Origin of the sequence: Mycobacterium sp. (assembly GCF_035314665.1) — a bacterium.
Lineage (GTDB): Bacteria > Actinomycetota > Actinomycetes > Mycobacteriales > Mycobacteriaceae > Mycobacterium.
Map to the genome: position 1 here is coordinate 1 of NZ_DATFZD010000090.1, position 18381 is coordinate 18381.

Genomic DNA, 18381 nt, shown 5'->3' on the forward strand with positions numbered 1-18381 from the left:
GATCGGGAAGGCCGTCATCACCGAGGACGCGGACTGGGACTTCTGAACCGCAGGTCACGGGCCTAATCGTCGGGTCGGCGTCGGGTCGGCTGGCCGGGTCAGCGGCCTATCGGTCGATCGGTTCGCCACCCCGTGCCCACCGCGTGCCCCCGGCGGCGAACAGGCTCTGCGCGACGCGTCGACTTTAGGGCGGCGCTAACCCTGCGGTTGCGAGACTCCGTCCTTGTCGATGGTGATCTCGCCGCAGCTGATGGTGTGGGCAGACGTGACCGCGGGGTCTTGCGCCGAGTTCGCTGTCACGGTGTCGGATCGGCCGATGGTCGCGGTGGTGCCGTCGAGGTCGATCTCGGTGCGGCGCACGGCCCATTGGCCGTCCTGCTGTTGGGCGAGCAACCCGACGAGGTGGCGGCCGTCCCCGAGGTCGCTGCAGCCGACGCCGTCGCCGTTGCCGTTGCCTTGTCGGTGTCCCAGGTCGAACGCGAACGGCACGCCGGCCTGGTCGACGACGGTTTGTATCCGGCATTGTCTTAAGCGTCGCCGACGCTGCCGACCGATGCCGCGATCCCTTCCAGCACAATTCCGTGAGGGTGGCGGCATGCGGTCGGTCACTCAAGAACTCTTGTCGGGGCGGTACCTGTCGTTTGCGGAGCGGGAGGAGATCGCGATCCTGCGCGCCCAAGGGTGTGGCGTACGGGAGATCGCGCGGCGGATTAGCCGTGCACCCGTCGACGATTTCACGCGAGTTGCGCCGTAACGCTGCGACCCGTAGCGGGTATCGGGCCACGACCGCGCAGTGGCATGCTGAACGGCGTGGGCGCCGCCCGAAGGTGGCTAAGCTCGCCGCCAACGAGGCGTCCAACAGGTGTCGCTGGGCAAGTTCAACGGTGTGACGCTCGTCTACCAGAACGGCAACCCGATGGGGGGCGGCACCGCCCAGGTCACCAAGAACGGAAAGTCCTACAAGATCATCGGCACCGCGACGGGTATCGACCCGTCGAACCCGATGCAGCCGGTGAGCAAGCCCTTCGATATCGACGCCACCTGCCCGTAGCAGAGGTTACGACGGCGGCGCCCAGAATCGCGGCGACCTGCGGAAATGCGTTGCCGCTATGTACTGGGGGTCAGTGGTCATCCTCGAAAATTTTGGATTGGCCTTGCGAACCGCAGGCATCTGATCCACCCGAGCGGGGGTGGTGGAGGCGGCGTTTCCGGTGAGCCTGTGTGGGTTTGCCCTGGTTGGGATCGGTAGCAGCGCGGGCGGTATCCACTTGCCCCATGACCGCGGCAACCCGCAGCGAACGAAAAGGAACAAGCCAATGACAATGATCAAGATCACGATTGCGGCGGTGTGGATGGCAACCGCCGCGGCAATGATCGGTGTGGCGGCGTCCGCGCACGCCGACGCCCCTCCGGTGAACCTGCCGGTGACCGATGACGTTCGCGGCCAGCTGCTGCAGAGAGGAGCCACGCTCACCGGCCACCCAGCCTCGGAGTACACGGGTTTGGACCCCGGCAAGACCTACTACGCCTATGACCCAAATAGCGACACGTATTGGGCGGCGGCGGCCCTGTCCGGTCCCAAGACGTTCGACGCCGGGGTCATGTTGCAGGACGCAAATAGCTACATGATGTTCCGCGAGTCGGGGCAGGGTGGGACGTGGGTTCCGTTCCGCGTTGGGTATGGTCCCGGGGCCCTCATGCCACCAGACGGCGACTGCCCATTGGCACCGGCGATTCACGACCTCTGGCAATGGATGCCGGGCATTTGCAAGCCGCCGCGCTAAACAACTCATCGCTAGGACCGCGGCGCGGTTGATCTTGCCGAGGCGTGAATCTCTGGAATGGTCATATCCGACGATTTCGACACTGTGCTGCCACTGGGCCGCGGGTGCCGGTCGTACCGGATCGGTCACCGGTCGGCCGACCGGATCACCGCCCCGTGACCGCGTGCCCACATTTTGCGATATCTCCCGTGACGCCGGCCCTGACCGGGTACGTCCTGTCGGCTGGGCGGCCGCCACCCAATTCTGGTAACCCGAATGGGGCGTTCAGGCGCGCACACCTGGGTCAAACGACCCTACTGGGGGATGAGGGGGACGCGGAACCTGAATGCGTACCGCCCAGATCGATTGGCCTGCGAGGGAGATGTCATGAGGACGCCGACGCGCCGAACCGTGACCATCCACGGCCACGAGCTCTCCTACCTGGACAGCGGCACGGGCTCGGTGGTGCTCTTCATCCACGGGATTCTCGGTTCGCAACGCCAATGGACCCATCTCATCGACCGCCTGCATGACGATCACCGGGTGATCGTGCCGGACCTCTTCGGACACGGCGAGTCGGACAAGCCGGTGGGAGACTATTCACTCGGCGCGCACGCGGCAACGCTGCGCGACCTGCTGGACCGCCTCGGCATCGAGCGGGTCACCCTCGTCGGGCACTCCCTCGGCGGGGGAATCGCGATGGAGTTCTACTACCTGTTCCCGGAGCGCGTCGAACGGCTGGTGCTTGTCGCGAGTGGCGGGCTGGGCCGGGAGGTCAACCCGCTCCTGCGATCCGCCACGCTGCCCGGGGCCGAATGGGTCCTGCCGTTGCTCGCGTCGGGGTGGGTGCGTGCGCGCGCCGAGGCCGCTGGGCGGGCCCTGTCTAGGGCGGGCTGGAGGCCCAGCTCGGACATCACCACGATCTGGCAGGGCTTCTCCTCGCTCGGGGATGCGGCGAGCCGGCGCGCCTTCTTGGCCACGACCCGCGCCGTCATCGACCCCGGGGGTCAGACTGTGAGTGCCCACGACTACCTGCCCGACGCCGCGCCGATCCCGACACTCATCATCTGGGGCTCCCGGGACCGGATGATCCCGCCGTGGCACGCGATCAGGGCGCGGGGGTCGATCCCGGGGTGTCGCGTCGAGCTGTTCGAGGGAGCCGGCCATTTCCCGCACCTCGATGAACCGGACCGCTTCGCCGACCTGGTTCGTGACTTCATCGCGACAACCTGAACCGCTGCCAGCTCGAACAGGCCACGGCAGAGGGTCTGGCCGCAGCAGGTCACCCCGACGACCCGTGCGAGGAGTCATGTCCGGCACCGAGAATTCGCACGCAGCCCTGCTCGACGAACTCAGCCCTGGACCCCCGCATCGCGTGAGGTGGCCGCAGCTCGGCGGAGTCTGGCCCAGACGTTCGCCGGGGTGCCTGACGGTCGGGACGCGGCTCACACGCTCCGGAGGCTTGCCCACATGCTCGACCTGAGTTGACGGGCGCTGACTCGGTACGTCCTGTCGGCTGGGCCGCGCTGCCCCCCATCCCGGTACCCGAATGGGGCACTGAGGCGCGCACACTTGGGTCAAACGACCCTATTGGGGGATGCCGGGGGAGGCGGAACCTGAATGCGTACGGCTCAGACTTAGAGCCCAAAGCGCGGGCCGCCGGGCAACGATGGGAGAAGAAGGGACTTAGGTCGCACCCGCGTCTTCGAGGTTGATCGAACGCCGACCCAGGTGGGCCGGTTGCGTCCCTCGGCACCTGAAAGTTCAAGGCACACAACGAAGGAAACTCTTCCCTCCGTCCCACCGCTGAGTACCATTAACCCATGCAATACATGGATCGGCGCACCATGCTGTGCGCCATAGCAGTCACCGTGTTGGCGGCTGCCCGGGCCGCGACGGCCGGCGCCGCCGCGGTCCGATGGAAAATCCCCATGGGCCGGGTGCCCGCACCGGCCGGTGTGCTCACCCGGCTGCCCGGCGACGGCAATCAGATGGCGCTCACTGTCGATGACGGCACCAGCGTTCCGGTGGTGGGCGCGTTCGCCCAGTTCTGCCACGACACCGGCATCCGGCTGACCTTCTTCGTCAACGGCGTCAACAGTTCATGGTCGGTCAACGCGCCCGCGCTGCGGCCGATGGTGGATTCCGGGCAGGTTCAGATGGGCAATCACACCTGGTCGCACCCGTACCTCAACCGCATTGGGCTGAGCGCGGTGGCCGATCAGATCCGCCGCAACGCCGATTTCCTGACCAACACGTACGGTGTGAACGGCACCCCGTTTTTCCGTCCGCCCTACGGCGTTCATAACGCAGACATCGACCGGGTGGCCGCCGACCTTGGCTACACCACGATCACGATGTGGAGCGGCGACATCGGTGACTCGCGGCCTGAGAACGAAACGAGCCTCGTCGCCAACGCCGCGAAGTCATTTCAGCCGCAACAGATCGTGATTGCCCACGCGAACCTGCCCACCATCACCCACTGCTACCCGCAGTTGATCGACATCATCCAAAGCCGCAACCTGCAACCCGTGACCCTCAACGACGTCTTCGCCTAGCAGCCCTACTTTCGAAGCGACCCGGGGCCGTCAACGCCCGCGATGGCCGCGCCCGTCAGCGCTCGGCTTGCCATCCCGTTGTTGAGTCCGCTCGTTTCGTCCTACCGCAGGAACGAGCGGTACCCGCGTACCAGGGTGAACCCGACGAGATCGCCACGTGCGGATCGGGTAGCGGGACGCTGTCCGTGGGACGGTCGGTGAGTTGGACTGCGCCGAAACGCGGGCCGCGGCACATGCTGACTGTCACAACGGTTACCGCCTCGATTCGCCCGAGCCTGGCGACTCCGCCGGATGGGTGACGGATTTTCGATGACCACCGCCCTTGGTGTGAAGGCCATCCGACCCTAGGGGTCGCCAGCCCGCCGCGGTGATGATCAGCAGGTCAACCTCGGCTCGCTGGCTGGAGAAGTCGCGATGGACACGTTCACCCTGGGTTTGCCCCGGTGGCCGATTGTGCGGATGTTCGGCCGTAATCCCCTGGTGCGCATCAGTGATCGGGTCGAGGCGGCGGTTTTGGGGCTGGCCGTCGTGGTGTGGCTGCTGGCCGCCCCGGTCGCCGGGGCCGTCGGCACCGCTGTTCATGACTCCCGCAGCCACCTCTACGCCGAGCAGGCCCAGACCCGGCACGCGGTCACCGCGACGGTGACCGACACCACCGACCCCACCGCCGGACCCGACCCGGCCACGAAGCCGAGCACCGTGCGCGCCCGGTGGCTGGCCGGCGGGAGGGAGCACACCGGCCCGGTCAGTGCACAATCGACAATCAAAGTTGGTGACGGTGTTGGTATCTGGGTGGACGACTTTGGTGATCAGGTTGACGCGCCGACACCGGCCACGTTAGCGGTTGTGCAGGCTGTGCTAGCAGCATTGGGCATCTGGTTGGCCGCGGTGGCCGCCGCAGCCGCCCTGTTCGGCCTCACCCGGCTCGTCGTTGACCGTGTCCGCAGCACCGGCTGGCAACATGACCTTGACGTGCTCGTCGACCACGGCGGCGGGCACACCAGCAACCAGCCGTGAACCCATGAGCCGACGAGCCTGCGCCAAAAGCGGCACAACGTGCCCGGGTATCCCGGCATTCATGCCGGGGAGCACGTCAGGTTTACCCGTGGACCCGGCGGGGGATGTCAGCGTGGCCATGTCTAGCGCCTGCGGCAACGACCACGGCAAGGCACTCAGCCCCACCTGGGCGAAGGGCCGCACCGCCGACTTCGATTGCGCGGTCTGCGAGTGGCGCCGGTATGTGCCCTTGTGTGGTTGCCCAATCGGCGGCCGTTGCGTGGGAGCCGTGACACGACGTGCTGTTGCAGGCGCTGCGCGCGACAAGCCGCCAACGCCGACATCGATGACCGACACCCCCGCTTGGGCCAGCGCACAACCATGAACAGCCCCACCACGGCGTCCGGCTCTGATAGCCCGCAGGCAAGGCGCACGTTCGCCGACGCCGTACGATTCGACGCGGTGGTTATCGTCGTTGCCCTGCTGGTGCTAGGCCTTGCACTGTGGTGGGTCAGCGGCTGCAAGTCCGGCAGCGGCGCCGACCCACTGGCCCATTGCAATCGCGTGCAACGAAATACCTTGGCGATCGGTGCCCCGTTGATTCTGTTCCTCGGTGGTATCGGCGCATTCGTCCGCACGTATCGGGTGTGGCGGGCCCGGGGTCGCTGGTGGATCTGGCAGGGAGCGGGCTGGTTCCTGCTGATGCTGATGCTGGTCGTGCTGGCCATGACCGCGCCGGTCGCGCTGCTGTAGCCGGTGATTGGCACAAGAGCTCCACCACCTCGTCGGGTTGCACCGCCGACTAAGACAAGCCCTGATCACGGGTGCACCGGCGGTGTGAATCCCGGCCGCGAGGCGACGTGCGGTGCAGACGTTCGCTGCTGCCCGTCGGCGATCTCGGCTGATTTCGTGGTTGCGCCCTGGGTCGCCATGACAGTGTTGTTGACCGCAGCGATCGGGTTGGCCCGTCTTGGCGCCGCAACCATGCACAAGGGCCCAATTCGGGCGTTTCCGCTTTACCACTCATGCCCAAGGCACCCCGCAGTGGGCCAACAACAGCTGCCCGGCAACCATCACCAGGAGCTTGACGGTCCCGACCACAGCCATGGCAGGGTAACGCGGCACTAGCCCACCCATCTCATCGAATCGGGCTGGGATCCCCTGTTTGTCCAGCACCAGATGGGCCACGAGCACGCCAGCACCACGTCGTTGTATACCTGCGTGTCCAGCGACTACCGTGTGCGCACCCTGCGCCGCGTGCTCGATGCGACCATCGCAGAGGCGCTGTCCTTTGGTGACGAGCAGACCTCATGAAACGGCAAGTCGACTACACCTGGCGGGTCGCCGAACTGATGGCCGCTCACGGCATGCACAACAGCACCGAGCTCATCCCCCGGCTGGCCGAACGCGGTATCGTGCTGTCCCGCCCTCAGGTCTACCGGGTCGTTCACCAACGGCCCGAACAGATCTCACTGAAATTGATGGCCGCACTGTGCGACATCTTCAACTGCGGCGTCGAAGACCTGGTCACCGTCACCGCCACCGACGCGCGCCGCAAGAAAACCGCATCGGCTACCAAGGCCACCATTGCGCCCAACGTCGTCGAACTCAACAAATCGGTGCGCCCCGCCCGGGCCCGGGTGGTACGCGATGACGATTGAACCCAAACGCCGATCGACCACCCAGGGCCGGCCGACAGTCACCACCGGCGACTTCGAGTGCAGCCGCTGCCACCGCATGGCCAATCGGCTGCGGGTGTACTGGCCCGGCGACCAGCTCCGCAACAGCTGCTTCTACACCGCGATGCGCACGCGCGGGATCTGCCCTCGCTGCGGCCACGACGGCTTGCTGCCCGGGCGCGGCAACCGCACCGACCCCCGCCCGGTATGCCTGGGCTGCGCCGGAATTCCCGGCAACTACACCTGCACCACCTGCGGGACAGAAGGCGAAATCTTCCGCAAGGGCCAATGCGCGCGCTGTGTGATCCGCGACGACCTCACCGCCCTCATGGTTGACCGCGCGGTCGATCCGGCCACGATAAGCACTATCGTGGAGATCCTCTGCGGCGTCGACCGGCCCGAAAGCATCTACACCTGGAAACGCTCACCCCAGGTTCAGGCCCTGCTTGCCGGACTTGCCTCCGGACAGATCCCGTTGAGCCACGACGGTCTCGACAGTCTTGGCCGCGGCAAGCACATCGCGCATCTGCGTAGCATGCTCGAACACCATGGTCTGCTCCCCCCGCGTGATGAACACCTCGCCCGATTCGAATCCTGGCTGGCCGCCAAACTCGAGGCGATACCCGCTCGAGCCGTCCGGGCCCCCGCTGAACAGTTCGCCACGTGGCACCATCTAAACCGACTCCGACGAAACGCGCTGCCTGGCCAGACATCCGACGGCCCGGTGCGCTCGGCGAAACAGGAAATCACCGAGACCATCAAATTCCTGACCTGGCTGCATGACGCCCACCACCGCACCGCCGCGACCTGCAACCAGCAAGACGTCAACGAATACCTCGCTCCGGGACCCACCACCCGCTACTTGATCCGCACCTTCTTCGTCTGGGCCAAGAAGAGCAAAATCAACAAGAAGGTGGAGGTCGGTCACCGCCAGGCCAAAACCACCCGCACGCTGACCCAGGAGCACCGGCTGGCGTGGCTCAAAGAGCTACTCACCGGGAACGCCGAGTCACTGCCCTACCGGGTGGCCGGCAGCCTGCTTCTGCTCTACGCCCAACCGCTGGTCAGAGTCGCCGCGCTACCCACCACGGCAATCGTGTTGACGCCGCACGAACTTCGCGTCTCTCTCGGCAAGGAACCCGCCCCAGTACCTGAACCCTTCGCCGGAATGCTCAGAGACCACCTGACCAACCGGCCCAACCTCCGAACCACCGGAGGAACCCTCGACACGCCCTGGCTGTTTCCCGGCTCCCACGCCGGCAAGCACCTCGACCCCCAATCGATCATGCACCGCCTACGCAAACTCGGGATCAATCTCCTGGGCGCCCGCAACTCCGCGATCCAGAACCTCGCCGCCGAAGTCCCCCCACCCCTTGTCGCTGAACTCCTCGGCTAAGCTACCAAGTCGCCCATCGGCACGCCGAAGTCGCCGCACAACCGTGGTCAAAATACGCGACGTAGTGCGTGCAAACCACTAGGTCATGTTGTGCAACAATCTGTTTCGGTGAAGACGTTTCCCCCTAGTCCGGACGGTGTAGGGTACCTGATGCGCAGCAGCCGTCGCCAAGGAGCGGTCTTGACATGGCACACCTGTATCGGGGGGCCGGCGCTAGCGCGGCTCGAGCCGGAACATAGGGATCTTGCGTCCGATCGGCGCCGTCTTGGCGTGATAGTCGCCGTAGCCGGCATAAACCTGCTTGGCGAGTGTATACAGGCGTGCGTACTCGTCAGGATCGGTGACCTGGGTGGCTGCGAAGTTCTCGCCGCCGAACTGGCATTCGGGGTGGGCGATCAGGTTGTAATACCACTGTGGGTGCTTGGCTCCCCCATAGTTCGAGGCCAGCAAGATCACGTCGCGCCCATCGTGGAAGTAGGTGAGCTGCACTTCCCGGGGCTGACCCGACTTGGCGCCCGTGGTCATGAGCGGGGCTGTGGCGACTGTGCCCAACACCGAGGGATAGCGGCCGCCGGTTGCCCGGTACAACGGCGGGTCGATGCGAGGAGCGATATGGCGGGCCCAAGCCTGTCCCGGACGGGAGCGCCCGAGGCGGACGAAGACCTTGTACAGGGGGCCGCGCTTCTTGTGAGGATCAACGTAATGCAAAGGCATGGACGTGACTCCTGTCGCTCACCAGATTCGCCGCACCGTGCCTCGAAGGCTACGAGCAATCGATCATCTCGGCATGAGTGGCCGGCCACTCGAATTGTCGCAGAGGCTGCGCAACATGGGGGCGTGATGCCGCATCCTGCTGCTGTTGTCGCAGGAGCAAGTCTCCGGCCCCCGCCCGGGCATGCTGTGACTTCCGGCGATCCCCTCCCGCGAAGCCCTGTAAAGCAATAGTCTCCCCCAATACCTATGCCTTCCCCCGCGTCTGACCTCGATGGTCCGCAGCCGGTGCAGGTTCCCGGCCCCGACGGGCACTCCGTCGCGCTGCACGATTTTGGCGGCGAGGGTCCGCCACTGCTCTTCGCTCACGCTACCGGCATGCATGGCTGGACTTGGAGCGTTATCGCCCAGCATCTTGTGGGCCAGTTCCATTGTTGGGCACTCGATTTCCGCGGGCATGGTGAATCGGCGGTCGAGGCCACCGATGACATGCACTTTGAGGGTTTCGGCAGGGACGCTCTTGCTATTGCCGATGCGATCGGCGAACGAAACATTATCGGTGTCGGTCATTCGCTGGGTGGCGCGGCGCTGGTGCTCGCGGAGCTCGCACGGCCCGGAACCTTCGCGGAACTCTTCCTGTACGAGCCGGGCCTGAGGCCGAGTTCATTGCCGTCTGACAGCCAACTGGCCTACCAAAACGCGATGATCGAGGCGACGAAGCGACGGCGTTCCCGGTTCGCTTCCGGTGAAGCGGCGCTGGCCACCTATGCCCGTAAACCACCGATGTCGAGTTTTCAAGCAGGTGCCCTCGCGGCGTACGTGGACTACGGTTTTGCCCCGTGTCAAGGTGGTGGCGGCGTCGAATTGAAATGCCGACCGGACGTCGAAGCACGGATCGTCGCGATGACGTTTACCCATGACGCTGTCGCGAGAATCGCGGCACTGAGCTGCCCGCTGACACAAGTTTTCGGGACGTTGACCCCGCCAGTACAGCAGGAGGCGATCGGCAGCGTCGCGCGCCTCACGGGGTCCCGGACGATATCCGTGGACGGGCTCGGACATTTCGGGCCCATGGAGCAACCATGGACCATCGCCAGGGTGATCGAACGAAACGTACTTTCTCCAGAGTCGGCCGCCACTACCGACCAAGTCAACTGAGGCGCGTCACCATAGTCGCCTTGGCAGGCGAGGTGGTACCGTTCGGGATCCGACGAATACGCGGAAAACGAATACGCGGGGTTACCGGTAGAGGTCAACTCCGCTGTCCCCCAACGGCTGTGGCCCACCGATAATCAGCACCGCGCAGTGGTTTACGTTATCGTGAAGCCGGGGTGACTGGCGAAAGCGTTGTCTAGCAGAAAATTTCCTCGCTGTTTGGCCGATTGCTGTAACGCAGTCGTGGTGCGCGCACCGGCTGCATAGAACCACCAGAGGTAAAGCACGTCGAACATCCAGGCACCCTGATAATCCCAACTGGAGTCGGCTCCGCTCTTGCCGACGGGAAAGGCCGACCACGAGGGGAAATTGGCATCATGGCTCTTGCCGCCGAAGTGGCGCGACTCGTGCACCAGCGTCGCCGCGCGCCCCACGACGTCGCGCTGGTAAAAGAACGGAAGATACAGTTCGACGCGCGAGTTCGAGCCACCTGTGAAGGTGGTGGCGTTGGCAGTGCCATCGCCGCATCGGGCGGTTACGTCGTGCATCTGGTCACGGACATAGTGGCGTCCCCAGTGCAGCATGTTGTTGGAGTAATCGTCGTTGTTGTAGTCGTCAGCCGAGTAGTTCAGCAGCCAGAACGCAGCGAAGGTGCGAGACAATGGGAGATCGCTGTTGCAGCAGTCGTCATAACCAAAACCGTTGTGCCACGAGTCGTAATTGAAGCTGTGCGTATTCCAGCACCAGTCGACAAATGCCTGCCAGCAGGCCCGCGACCCATACAGGCTGTCTCCGCTGCTGTTGTTGTCGTGCGCGGGGACCGTACAGTTAGCCACAAGCGGATCCCTCCGGATTGGGTTATCTTCTGCGCGGCGGCTTCCTCGTGTTGGGAACGCCACCGGGCAATGTCGGAGCGGGTTCGGTTTCGATGGAACGCGCTTGCTCGCTGAGAAATCGCCGAGGGTCGGGTACCTGTGGAACGCGATCCACCCTAGGCGTGGAAAGCGTCAGCAGGAAATGCTGATCGGGAGGTAACTCGGCCCGGATCCGGTCGCGGAGATTCCTGAATCGTTTGGTTTCGCGCAATGCTTGGACGGCGGCTCGGCGGATTGAAATCGAGGGCTGTTTCAGGGCGCGCAAAAGCGTGTCGACGGCGTCATCACTTCCTTCGGAGGCCAGGTGACCGATGGCTTCGATGGCCGTGGTCCGCAGGATGGTTTCCTCACCAACGATGGAGAATCCGTGGCTCGGCTCCCTAGGCTCCGGCGGTATCGGCGTTTCAACGACGTAACTGAGAAAGGCGAGAGCGGACTGATGCTTCAACTCGCCGGCCGCAAATACTAGCGCCCAGCGCAGCGGGTAGTCGTGGGCGTGAACGCTGCCGTAGGCGGCGGCCAACTGCACTGTCGCGGCCTCCGGATACCGACGCAGGTCCGCGAGGGCTCGCTGATAGTTCTCCTCTGCGTCGTCGCCAACCTGAACTGCCGCTCGCAAATAGTTGCTGATCGCGGCGCTGGTGCGGGAAACGGCTTGGGATTGGCTGGACTCGGCGTGGGAGAGGGCGTCGTCGGTTGATGGACTCGGCACGTTGTCGGCGCTCACAAGTCCCCCTCGCTGAAAGGCTTACCTGCGGATACTGGTGAGTATAGCGGCGCCGGCGCAGGCGCCGAGGCGTGCTTGGGCAGGATTTCTGCGGCACGTTCACCGATGATGATGCAGTGTGCCATGGTGTTTCCGGTCGTCACGCGGGGCATGATCGATCCGTCAGCGATCCGAAGATGTTCGATTCCATAGACTCTCAGCTGGCTGTCCACCACCGACATGGGATCTTGGCCCATTTTGGCGCTGCAGGTTTGGTGCCAGTAGGTGGAGGCGGCGTCAAGCCACCCTACGCTGTGGAGCGGCGTGGAGCCGATAAGCGCGGGATCGGCGAACATCGGTGAAGCGGGCAGCGCGGCGCTCGATTCTGTGTATGTGGCCACGGGTGCGGTCCGGATGGGCGAACACGTGCATCGGCTCGCTGTAGAACACCTTTTTCATTGCCTCCACCAGCAGCAGGTAGGTGATGATGAACACCACCAGCGCAACCCAGAACTGCCACGGCAGGACGGTGAATCCAAGGGTGCGTCCCAGCGGCACAAGGGTGAGGATAACGCCGATGGCCACCACCGACAGGGTGGTCGCCGTCAGCGTGCCGCTGGGCCTGCTGCGCAGGAACGGCACTTTGCGGGTGCGGATCGCGAAAACGATCAACGTCTGGGTGGACAGGGATTCCACGAACCAGCCGGTGTGGAACTCCACCTCACCGGCGTGCAGCACGCCGAGCATCAACCCGAACGTCAGGAAGTCGAATAGCGAGCTGACCGGGCCGAACGTGAGCATGAAGCGGCGGATGAATGCGACGTTCCAGTGCGACGGTTTTTGCAGCTGGTCCTCGTCGACGCGGTCGGTGGGGATCGCCAGCTGGGAGGTGTCATAGAGCAGGTTGTTCAGCAGGATCTGGCTGGGCAGCATCGGTAGGAACGGCAACAGCGCCGAGGCCGCGGCGGCGCTGAACATATTGCCGAAGTTGCTCGACGTGCCCATCAACACGTACTTCATGGTGTTGGCGAAAATCCTTCTGCCCTCGGCCACCCCGGTGGCCAGCACGCCAAGGTCTTTTTCCAGCAGGATGACGTCGGCGGCGTCCTTGGCCACATCGGTGGCGCTGTCGACGGAGATGCCGACGTCCGCGGCGTGCAGGGCCAGCGCATCGTTGACCCCGTCGCCGAGGAACCCCACCGATCGTCCGGTGCCCCGCAGTGCTTTGATCAGCCGCTGCTTCTGCTCGGGCGAAATGCGGGCAAAAATGGTGTGATTCTGCGCGGCCGCGCCGAATTCCTCATCGCCGAGATGCTCCATCTCCGCACCGGTGATCGTTCCCTTGGACACCAAACCCAGTTCGGCGCAGACTTTTTCGGCCACCTGCGGATTGTCTCCGGTGGCGATCTTGACCTCGATGTTCAGCGCGGCCAGCTGGGCAAGCGATTGGCGGGCGGCCGGTTTGGGCTCATCGGCGAACACGCAAAATCCGGCCAGCATCAACTCGGATTCGTCGGCGGCGGTGATGGTGGTCAACTCCGGCGCCGGCTTGGCGGCCACGGCAACCACCCGCCGCCCGGCGGCGAACAACCCGGCCAGGGTCTGCTGGGCGTCCTGTGGTGTACCCGAGCAGCGGGCCAGCACCTGCTCGGGTGCACCCTTGACCACCAGCAGCCGCTTGCCGTGGTCATCGACCAACACCGAGGTCGCCCGCCGAATAGGGTCGAACGGCAACAGCGCGACCCGGTGGACCTCATCGCCAACGAGCTGCAGAGCACCTGGGTACTGCCACAGCGCGGCATCCAACGGGTTGGTCGCCGCGCCGCCGGTGGCCGGGTCCACGTCGCAGGCCAGCAGCCCCAGCCGCAGCACCGAATCACTGTGGGCCCCGGCCGGGGTCACGGTGTCGACCAAGCTGATGCGGCCCTCGGTCAGGGTTCCGGTCTTATCGGTGACCAGGATGTCGACGTCGCCCAGGTCTTCGATGCACACCAGGCGCTTGACCAGCACCTTGGCCTTGGCCAGCTGCCGCGAGCCGGTCGCCAGGCTGCTGCTGACCACCGCGGGCAGCAGTTGTGGGGTGATCCCCACCGCGATGGATAGCGCGAACAGAGCGGACGTGATCAGGGGCCGGTGGTGCATCAGGTTGGTGACCAAGATCAGCACGATCAGCGCGATCGCCACGCGCAGCAGCAGATAGGAGAACCGGCGCAGACCCGCCTGAAAGTCGGTCTCGGGGGCCCGCTCCCCCAACCCCGCGGCGATCCGGCCGAACTGGGCGTCTTTGCCGGTGGCGTAAACCACCGCCAGACCCTCGCCGGCGCTCACAATCGTGCCCATGAACGCGATGTCGCTCATATCGGTCAGCGCCACACCGGCCGGCACCGGTGCCGGGGACTTCTCCGACCCCGTCGACTCCCCCGACAGGATGCTTTCATCGCATTCCAACGCCGTGGTCTCGATCAACCGCACGTCCGCAGGTACGGCTTCGCCAAGCGAGAGCCGGATCACATCACCGGGGACCAGGTTGGTGACGTTGGCATCGACGAATGTCCCGTCTCGCCGCACGACGGCGGTGTGGTGGACCTCGGAATGCAACGCCGCCGCCGCCTTCTCGGCGCGGTACTCGTTGAAAAACCCCAGCCCCACACTGGCGGCCAGGATGACCGCGATGATCACCGCGTCGGTGCGGTCGCCCAGAAAATACGACGCGACCGCGGTGACAACGAGCAATATCAGCACAGCGTTTTGGAACTGGCGGCCAAGCACCGCCCAGGCGCTGACATGGTGGCTCCGAATGACGTTCGGGCCGTGGCGTGCCAAGCGTTCGGATACCTGCGCACTGGACAACCCGGCCGCGGAGCTGTCCAGCCAGCCCAGCACCTGCTCCACCGGAGCAGCGGCCACCGCCGCAGCGGTCAGCGGCTCGGAGATCGCCCCGCCCGGTGGCGTGGATGTTGTCGACATGTCAGGACCTTTCACCGTGATGGTCTGGCGGCGATAGTTTGCGACTTGACGGATATTGTCGATGACACCGTCCTGTCACGGTATGTCGCTACTCACTGTTCGCCGCGTGTTCAACATGCGCATCGGTGCGCAGCCCCAATCGACGGCCGCGACAACGTCTGGGCACCTCCCGCCTCACCTTGGGAGCTGTGGGCACGTTGCGCCCGGCAGACCCGATCAGGAAACGAGCGCGTTGGCCGCGGCGCGCGCCTGCAGGGCACTGAGCACTGCGTCCTCGGCTTCGTCAATCCCGTCTAGGGCGAACTCGGTTGCCCCCCTCGCGTACGACTCCGCCGTGCCGGCGTTCTCCACAGCCTCGCTCGCGTTTAGCTCGACCTTCTTCTGCTTGATGTCCTTCTTCACCTTGGCGACATGGCTACGCCACCTGTCGCGGATTTCTTGCCAGGGCGCGAACGCTTGATCTTGCACAGTATCAGCCCTGACCTGGTAATCGGCAGCGTTGGATGCCTTACCGTGTGTGCCGGCCACCTCAGTCCGGAGTTGGTTCGCGCTGGCATCCTCTATCTTCTCCTGCGCAATCTTCGCTTTCTCGCAGATCGCTTGAAACTGAGTGCTTAGCTTAGATCCGTGTCGCCCATCAGGAACTCCCTTCTCATTTCAGTCGGATGGGGGGTGCCACCGGCTTATCCTCGATGTTTCGTACCCGGTCATTACTGTTGCGATGGACAAGATGGTTCACTGCGGGCCGATGGCGGCGCTTCGCCATCGGTTGAGTTCCCTGAAGGGGGTGAGGATGACCGCAGCCGTGGCATCCGGCGGCCGTAAGGCCGTATCAGACGATGGCGGATTCCACCCCGTTGCGGGCGGCTGTCGGCGGAGCCGTCTTGGGTGCAGGCACCTCAGCGTCCTGGGCTGAAGTCGGTTCTCGGCCAACGGGCCCGACTTCGCTTGCCGACGGGGCGGTCTCTCCGGTTTGGGCAACCGGCCGGTGATTGACGTGAAGGGCCACGACGGCTTCCCCAACACCGATTGCAAAGCCGACCGGCCAATCGATCACGTTCACCGCGGCCAATATGCCGAGCGCTCCATAGAAGGCGAGCTGGTCAGCCGGAGGCACCGACACTCGGGCCGCAACGGGGACGCGCACAGAGAATCTCTTGGCTCGTTCGACCAGCGAGGAAGCGTCGTCGTGGTGAGAGGCTAGGAAGGAACGTGGCCTTGTCGACATGAGCGTATCCCTTAAAGGCGTGTGATCCTAAATCGTCAACTGCGGTCGATCATTCGCGGCACATAGGCCGCCTTCGCGGACCGGAGCGACTTTCACTGTGGGACAAGCAAACCGGCGACTGCGACCCGCGGCCGGCGCGCGCAGCACCTCCAAGCCTGACGGGTGCTCCAGGGCCGCGAACCCATCTAGCTCGCCAACGTGGACGATCTTGCCGTGCAGGTTTCCCGGTTCCTGCCACCATCGCGTGCGCCGCATGGTTTGGCTCGCCGGCAGCCGATTCTCCGAGACCAGAGTAGTGAGAGTCAGCCACGTGGCATTGCTGCTTCCCAGGTAGCTCTGCCCGAGTGTTTCAATGTCGTTGGGCGAGAAGGCGGATACTTCGCCATCGTGGCGCCGTTTCTCGGCTACTGGGTCGAACAGTACGAGTCCATCACGTGGGCCGAGGAACTCATCGAACCCGCAAAGGCCGTCGGGCACCGGCGGCTGGCCCAGCTCTACACCATGGCAGTGCATCGCTACTTGACCGGAGGCGTCAAGGAGACCGCACGCTACATCGAGGCAGCACGGGCGGCCATCGACAGTGTGCGGTTCGACGAAATCCGCGACTGGTTAGACTCGATTGGCACCGGATACCTCACGATGGGTCAGCTGGAGCGGTCCATGGAATGGTGCCGGAGCGTGATCGCACGAAGGCCGGGCACGCACTACTCCACTCGGCTATTCCTCGCTCTGGCGCTGACCAGCGCCGGCGAATTTGACGCGGCGATGGCGACCGCACAAGACCTGCTCACCACCGCCGGTGCTGCAGACAACCCGCACTTGGTTTGCTCAGCGCTCCTCGCCTTTGGCTGGGCCTACCGCGACGCCGACCCCGCCGGCGCGTTGGACGCCCTTCGCCGCGGACTGCAGATCGCACAGGACAGCGGCAACCGCCAGATGGAATCCGCTATTGCGGTCATGCTGTCGAGGCTGGTGGCCAGGGATGGCGAGCCCACCGACGCCTGCGACTATCTGACCCTGTCGCTCCGCCACTACTTCGACTCCGGCTGCTTCAAGATGATGCGCACCCCGCTGGCGATTCTCGCCGTCTTTCTCGATCGGCTCGGGCGTTACGAATCAGCCGCGACTATCAGCGAATTCGCGGCCAGCCCGCTCGCGCGCGCGTCCATCGCGGAATTCTCCACCACGATCGCTCATCTGCGAGGCGTTCTCGGCGCCGAGACGTATGCCTACTTCGCCGACGCCGGGGCGAACATGACCAACGCCGCCATGGCGGCATACGCGTTCGAGCAGATCGACCAGGCCCGCGCCCAACTCCCACCTGCCGACTTAGGGCATCCCCGCGCAAATTGACCGCTGCGCCGTCAACGACGAGAAGAGGTCCTCCCGCACTCGGCGGCTGCCGTGGCTAGTGCCAGTCGGCGCTCTCCAGCCGGCAGCGCTCTGATACCGCCGCAACCAGAGCGAATATGCGGAAATCGAATACGCGGGGTTACCGATACGCGGGAATCTCGGCTGCAGCAGCGAATTGCGGAGTTGTGCGCCACCGATCAGCAGTTCACCGCTGCCCGGCCCAGCGAGGCCTCAGCGAGGCGACCGACAAGCCTGAGTTGCGGCTGTCGCAGGTCGTGCGAACCGTGATGGAGGGCTACGCGGGCCGGCCGGCGGTAGGGCAATGTGCGGTCGAGTTCGTGCTGCGACCCGCAGACCGGCCGCACCTCGGCGGAATTGCTGCCCAGGTTTGAGACCATGACGTACGACTCCAGCTTGTCGGTGTTGGGTCGTCCCAGGACATTCTTGACCTCGCGGGCATTGACCAGCTGCACCGCCAGCCCCGCCGACTCCAGCAGATAGAACCAGATCCGCCGATAGTCCGAGGTGGACTCGGCGGTCACCTTCTCGATCCCGACACCGACCAGGTGATCGGCCAACTCGGTCACCGCACCCGTGGTCGCCTCGACGTCCCACACCCCGCTGCTACGCCGGCCGCCCGGCTCGGGTGCGGCAAGCGCACACAGACCTTTCCCGACGGCCTTGGCCACGTCAATCGCATACACTCGCTCAATCACCAGCTCATGATCACGTCGGGTGCTTTTGCCGGCTGCATCTTCACGTCCCTTGTCCTCCAACCGATTCCGCAACCTACAGAGGGGCTGCCCGGGGGCATCGGTTGAGGGAACCGAAATTCTGACGGGCGTGCTCGAAACAACAGTGCGTGACCCTAATGAGAACTGGCGGGTCGGTCATCCGGCAGACTCGCTACCGGTAGCGGCCGGTGGGTGAGCACTCCGTGACCCAGGACTTCGAGTCCTTATGGAAGATCGTTGCCCCCGCCGGTCTCCCGGGA

Annotated in this window: 16 protein-coding genes and 5 pseudogenes; 12 read left to right on the forward strand and 9 right to left on the reverse strand. The window is 64.8% G+C overall.

Features of this window, described 5'->3' with window-relative positions; genetic code table 11:
• Window positions 1-195: 195 nt before the first annotated feature.
• Window positions 196-489 carry a hypothetical protein gene (locus tag VKI00_RS06680; protein WP_324436215.1) on the reverse strand — a complete coding sequence of 98 codons (294 nt, stop codon included), beginning with the start codon at window positions 487-489 and terminating at the stop codon, window positions 196-198.
• An 88-nt stretch (window positions 490-577) separates the two neighbouring features.
• Here VKI00_RS06680 and VKI00_RS06685 point away from each other — a divergent pair.
• From VKI00_RS06685 to VKI00_RS06730, 10 genes and pseudogenes are all read left to right on the forward strand, one after another.
• Window positions 578-854: pseudogene (locus VKI00_RS06685) on the forward strand (helix-turn-helix domain-containing protein); the annotation flags it as partial.
• Window positions 854-1051: pseudogene (locus VKI00_RS06690) on the forward strand (lipoprotein LpqH); the annotation flags it as partial. The pseudogenes VKI00_RS06685 and VKI00_RS06690, both read left to right, overlap by 1 nt.
• A gap of 265 nt (window positions 1052-1316) precedes the next feature.
• Complete coding sequence (locus VKI00_RS06695) at window positions 1317-1784, forward strand: hypothetical protein (protein ID WP_324436216.1); 468 nt, start codon at window positions 1317-1319, stop codon at window positions 1782-1784.
• 366 nt (window positions 1785-2150) lie between these two features.
• Window positions 2151-2996, forward strand: coding sequence for an alpha/beta fold hydrolase (locus VKI00_RS06700; protein WP_324436217.1), 846 nt, complete (start codon window positions 2151-2153; stop codon window positions 2994-2996).
• Window positions 2997-3586: 590 nt separating this feature from the next.
• Window positions 3587-4321 carry a polysaccharide deacetylase family protein gene (locus VKI00_RS06705; protein ID WP_324436218.1) on the forward strand — a complete coding sequence of 245 codons (735 nt, stop codon included), beginning with the start codon at window positions 3587-3589 and terminating at the stop codon, window positions 4319-4321.
• A gap of 414 nt (window positions 4322-4735) precedes the next feature.
• Window positions 4736-5338, forward strand: coding sequence for a hypothetical protein (locus VKI00_RS06710; RefSeq protein ID WP_324436219.1), 603 nt, complete (start codon window positions 4736-4738; stop codon window positions 5336-5338).
• A gap of 360 nt (window positions 5339-5698) precedes the next feature.
• Window positions 5699-6070: a hypothetical protein gene (locus tag VKI00_RS06715; RefSeq protein WP_324436220.1), complete on the forward strand. Its 372-nt coding sequence runs from the start codon at window positions 5699-5701 to the stop codon at window positions 6068-6070.
• Window positions 6071-6448: 378 nt separating this feature from the next.
• Window positions 6449-6631 (forward strand): annotated as a pseudogene (locus VKI00_RS06720) (tyrosine-type recombinase/integrase); the annotation flags it as partial.
• Window positions 6628-6978 carry a helix-turn-helix transcriptional regulator gene (locus VKI00_RS06725; protein WP_324436221.1) on the forward strand — a complete coding sequence of 117 codons (351 nt, stop codon included), beginning with the start codon at window positions 6628-6630 and terminating at the stop codon, window positions 6976-6978. The pseudogene VKI00_RS06720 and the gene VKI00_RS06725, both read left to right, overlap by 4 nt.
• Window positions 6979-7297: 319 nt before the next feature.
• Window positions 7298-8457 (forward strand): annotated as a pseudogene (locus tag VKI00_RS06730) (recombinase XerD).
• A gap of 148 nt (window positions 8458-8605) precedes the next feature.
• Here the strand turns inward: VKI00_RS06730 and VKI00_RS06735 are convergent.
• The gene (locus tag VKI00_RS06735; RefSeq protein WP_324436222.1) at window positions 8606-9106 is read right to left on the reverse strand and encodes a nitroreductase/quinone reductase family protein; all 501 of its coding nucleotides are present in this window, start codon (window positions 9104-9106) and stop codon (window positions 8606-8608) included.
• Window positions 9107-9352: 246 nt separating this feature from the next.
• On the opposite strand from VKI00_RS06735, the gene VKI00_RS06740 reads away from it, so the two are divergent.
• Window positions 9353-10261, forward strand: a complete 909-nt coding sequence (locus VKI00_RS06740; RefSeq protein WP_324436223.1) for an alpha/beta hydrolase — start codon at window positions 9353-9355, stop codon at window positions 10259-10261.
• A 152-nt stretch (window positions 10262-10413) separates the two neighbouring features.
• Here the strand turns inward: VKI00_RS06740 and VKI00_RS06745 are convergent, their stop codons facing one another.
• From VKI00_RS06745 to VKI00_RS06770, 6 genes and pseudogenes are all read right to left on the reverse strand, one after another.
• Entirely contained in the window at window positions 10414-11157 is a 744-nt protein-coding gene (locus tag VKI00_RS06745; protein ID WP_324436224.1) for a hypothetical protein, read from the reverse strand.
• The gene (locus VKI00_RS06750) at window positions 11117-11860 is read right to left on the reverse strand and encodes a HEAT repeat domain-containing protein (RefSeq protein WP_324436225.1); all 744 of its coding nucleotides are present in this window, start codon (window positions 11858-11860) and stop codon (window positions 11117-11119) included. Before VKI00_RS06750 ends, VKI00_RS06745 begins: the two co-directional genes overlap by 41 nt.
• Window positions 11857-12138, reverse strand: a pseudogene (locus VKI00_RS06755) (GMC oxidoreductase); the annotation flags it as partial. The pseudogene VKI00_RS06755 and the gene VKI00_RS06750, both read right to left, overlap by 4 nt.
• Complete coding sequence (gene mgtA / locus VKI00_RS06760) at window positions 12137-14806, reverse strand: magnesium-translocating P-type ATPase (RefSeq protein WP_324436226.1); 2670 nt, start codon at window positions 14804-14806, stop codon at window positions 12137-12139. The pseudogene VKI00_RS06755 and the gene mgtA, both read right to left, overlap by 2 nt.
• A 216-nt stretch (window positions 14807-15022) precedes the next feature.
• Window positions 15023-15274 carry a hypothetical protein gene (locus tag VKI00_RS06765; protein ID WP_324436227.1) on the reverse strand — a complete coding sequence of 84 codons (252 nt, stop codon included), beginning with the start codon at window positions 15272-15274 and terminating at the stop codon, window positions 15023-15025.
• Window positions 15275-15638: 364 nt separating this feature from the next.
• Window positions 15639-15953 carry a hypothetical protein gene (locus VKI00_RS06770; RefSeq protein WP_324436228.1) on the reverse strand — a complete coding sequence of 105 codons (315 nt, stop codon included), beginning with the start codon at window positions 15951-15953 and terminating at the stop codon, window positions 15639-15641.
• 468 nt (window positions 15954-16421) lie between these two features.
• Between VKI00_RS06770 and VKI00_RS06775 the strand changes: the two genes are divergently transcribed.
• The gene (locus VKI00_RS06775) at window positions 16422-17387 is read left to right on the forward strand and encodes a hypothetical protein (protein WP_324436229.1); all 966 of its coding nucleotides are present in this window, start codon (window positions 16422-16424) and stop codon (window positions 17385-17387) included.
• 197 nt (window positions 17388-17584) lie between these two features.
• On the opposite strand, the gene VKI00_RS33725 is transcribed toward VKI00_RS06775, so the two are convergent.
• Window positions 17585-18103 carry a hypothetical protein gene (locus VKI00_RS33725; protein ID WP_414687131.1) on the reverse strand — a complete coding sequence of 173 codons (519 nt, stop codon included), beginning with the start codon at window positions 18101-18103 and terminating at the stop codon, window positions 17585-17587.
• Between the last annotated feature and the right edge of the window lie 278 nt (window positions 18104-18381).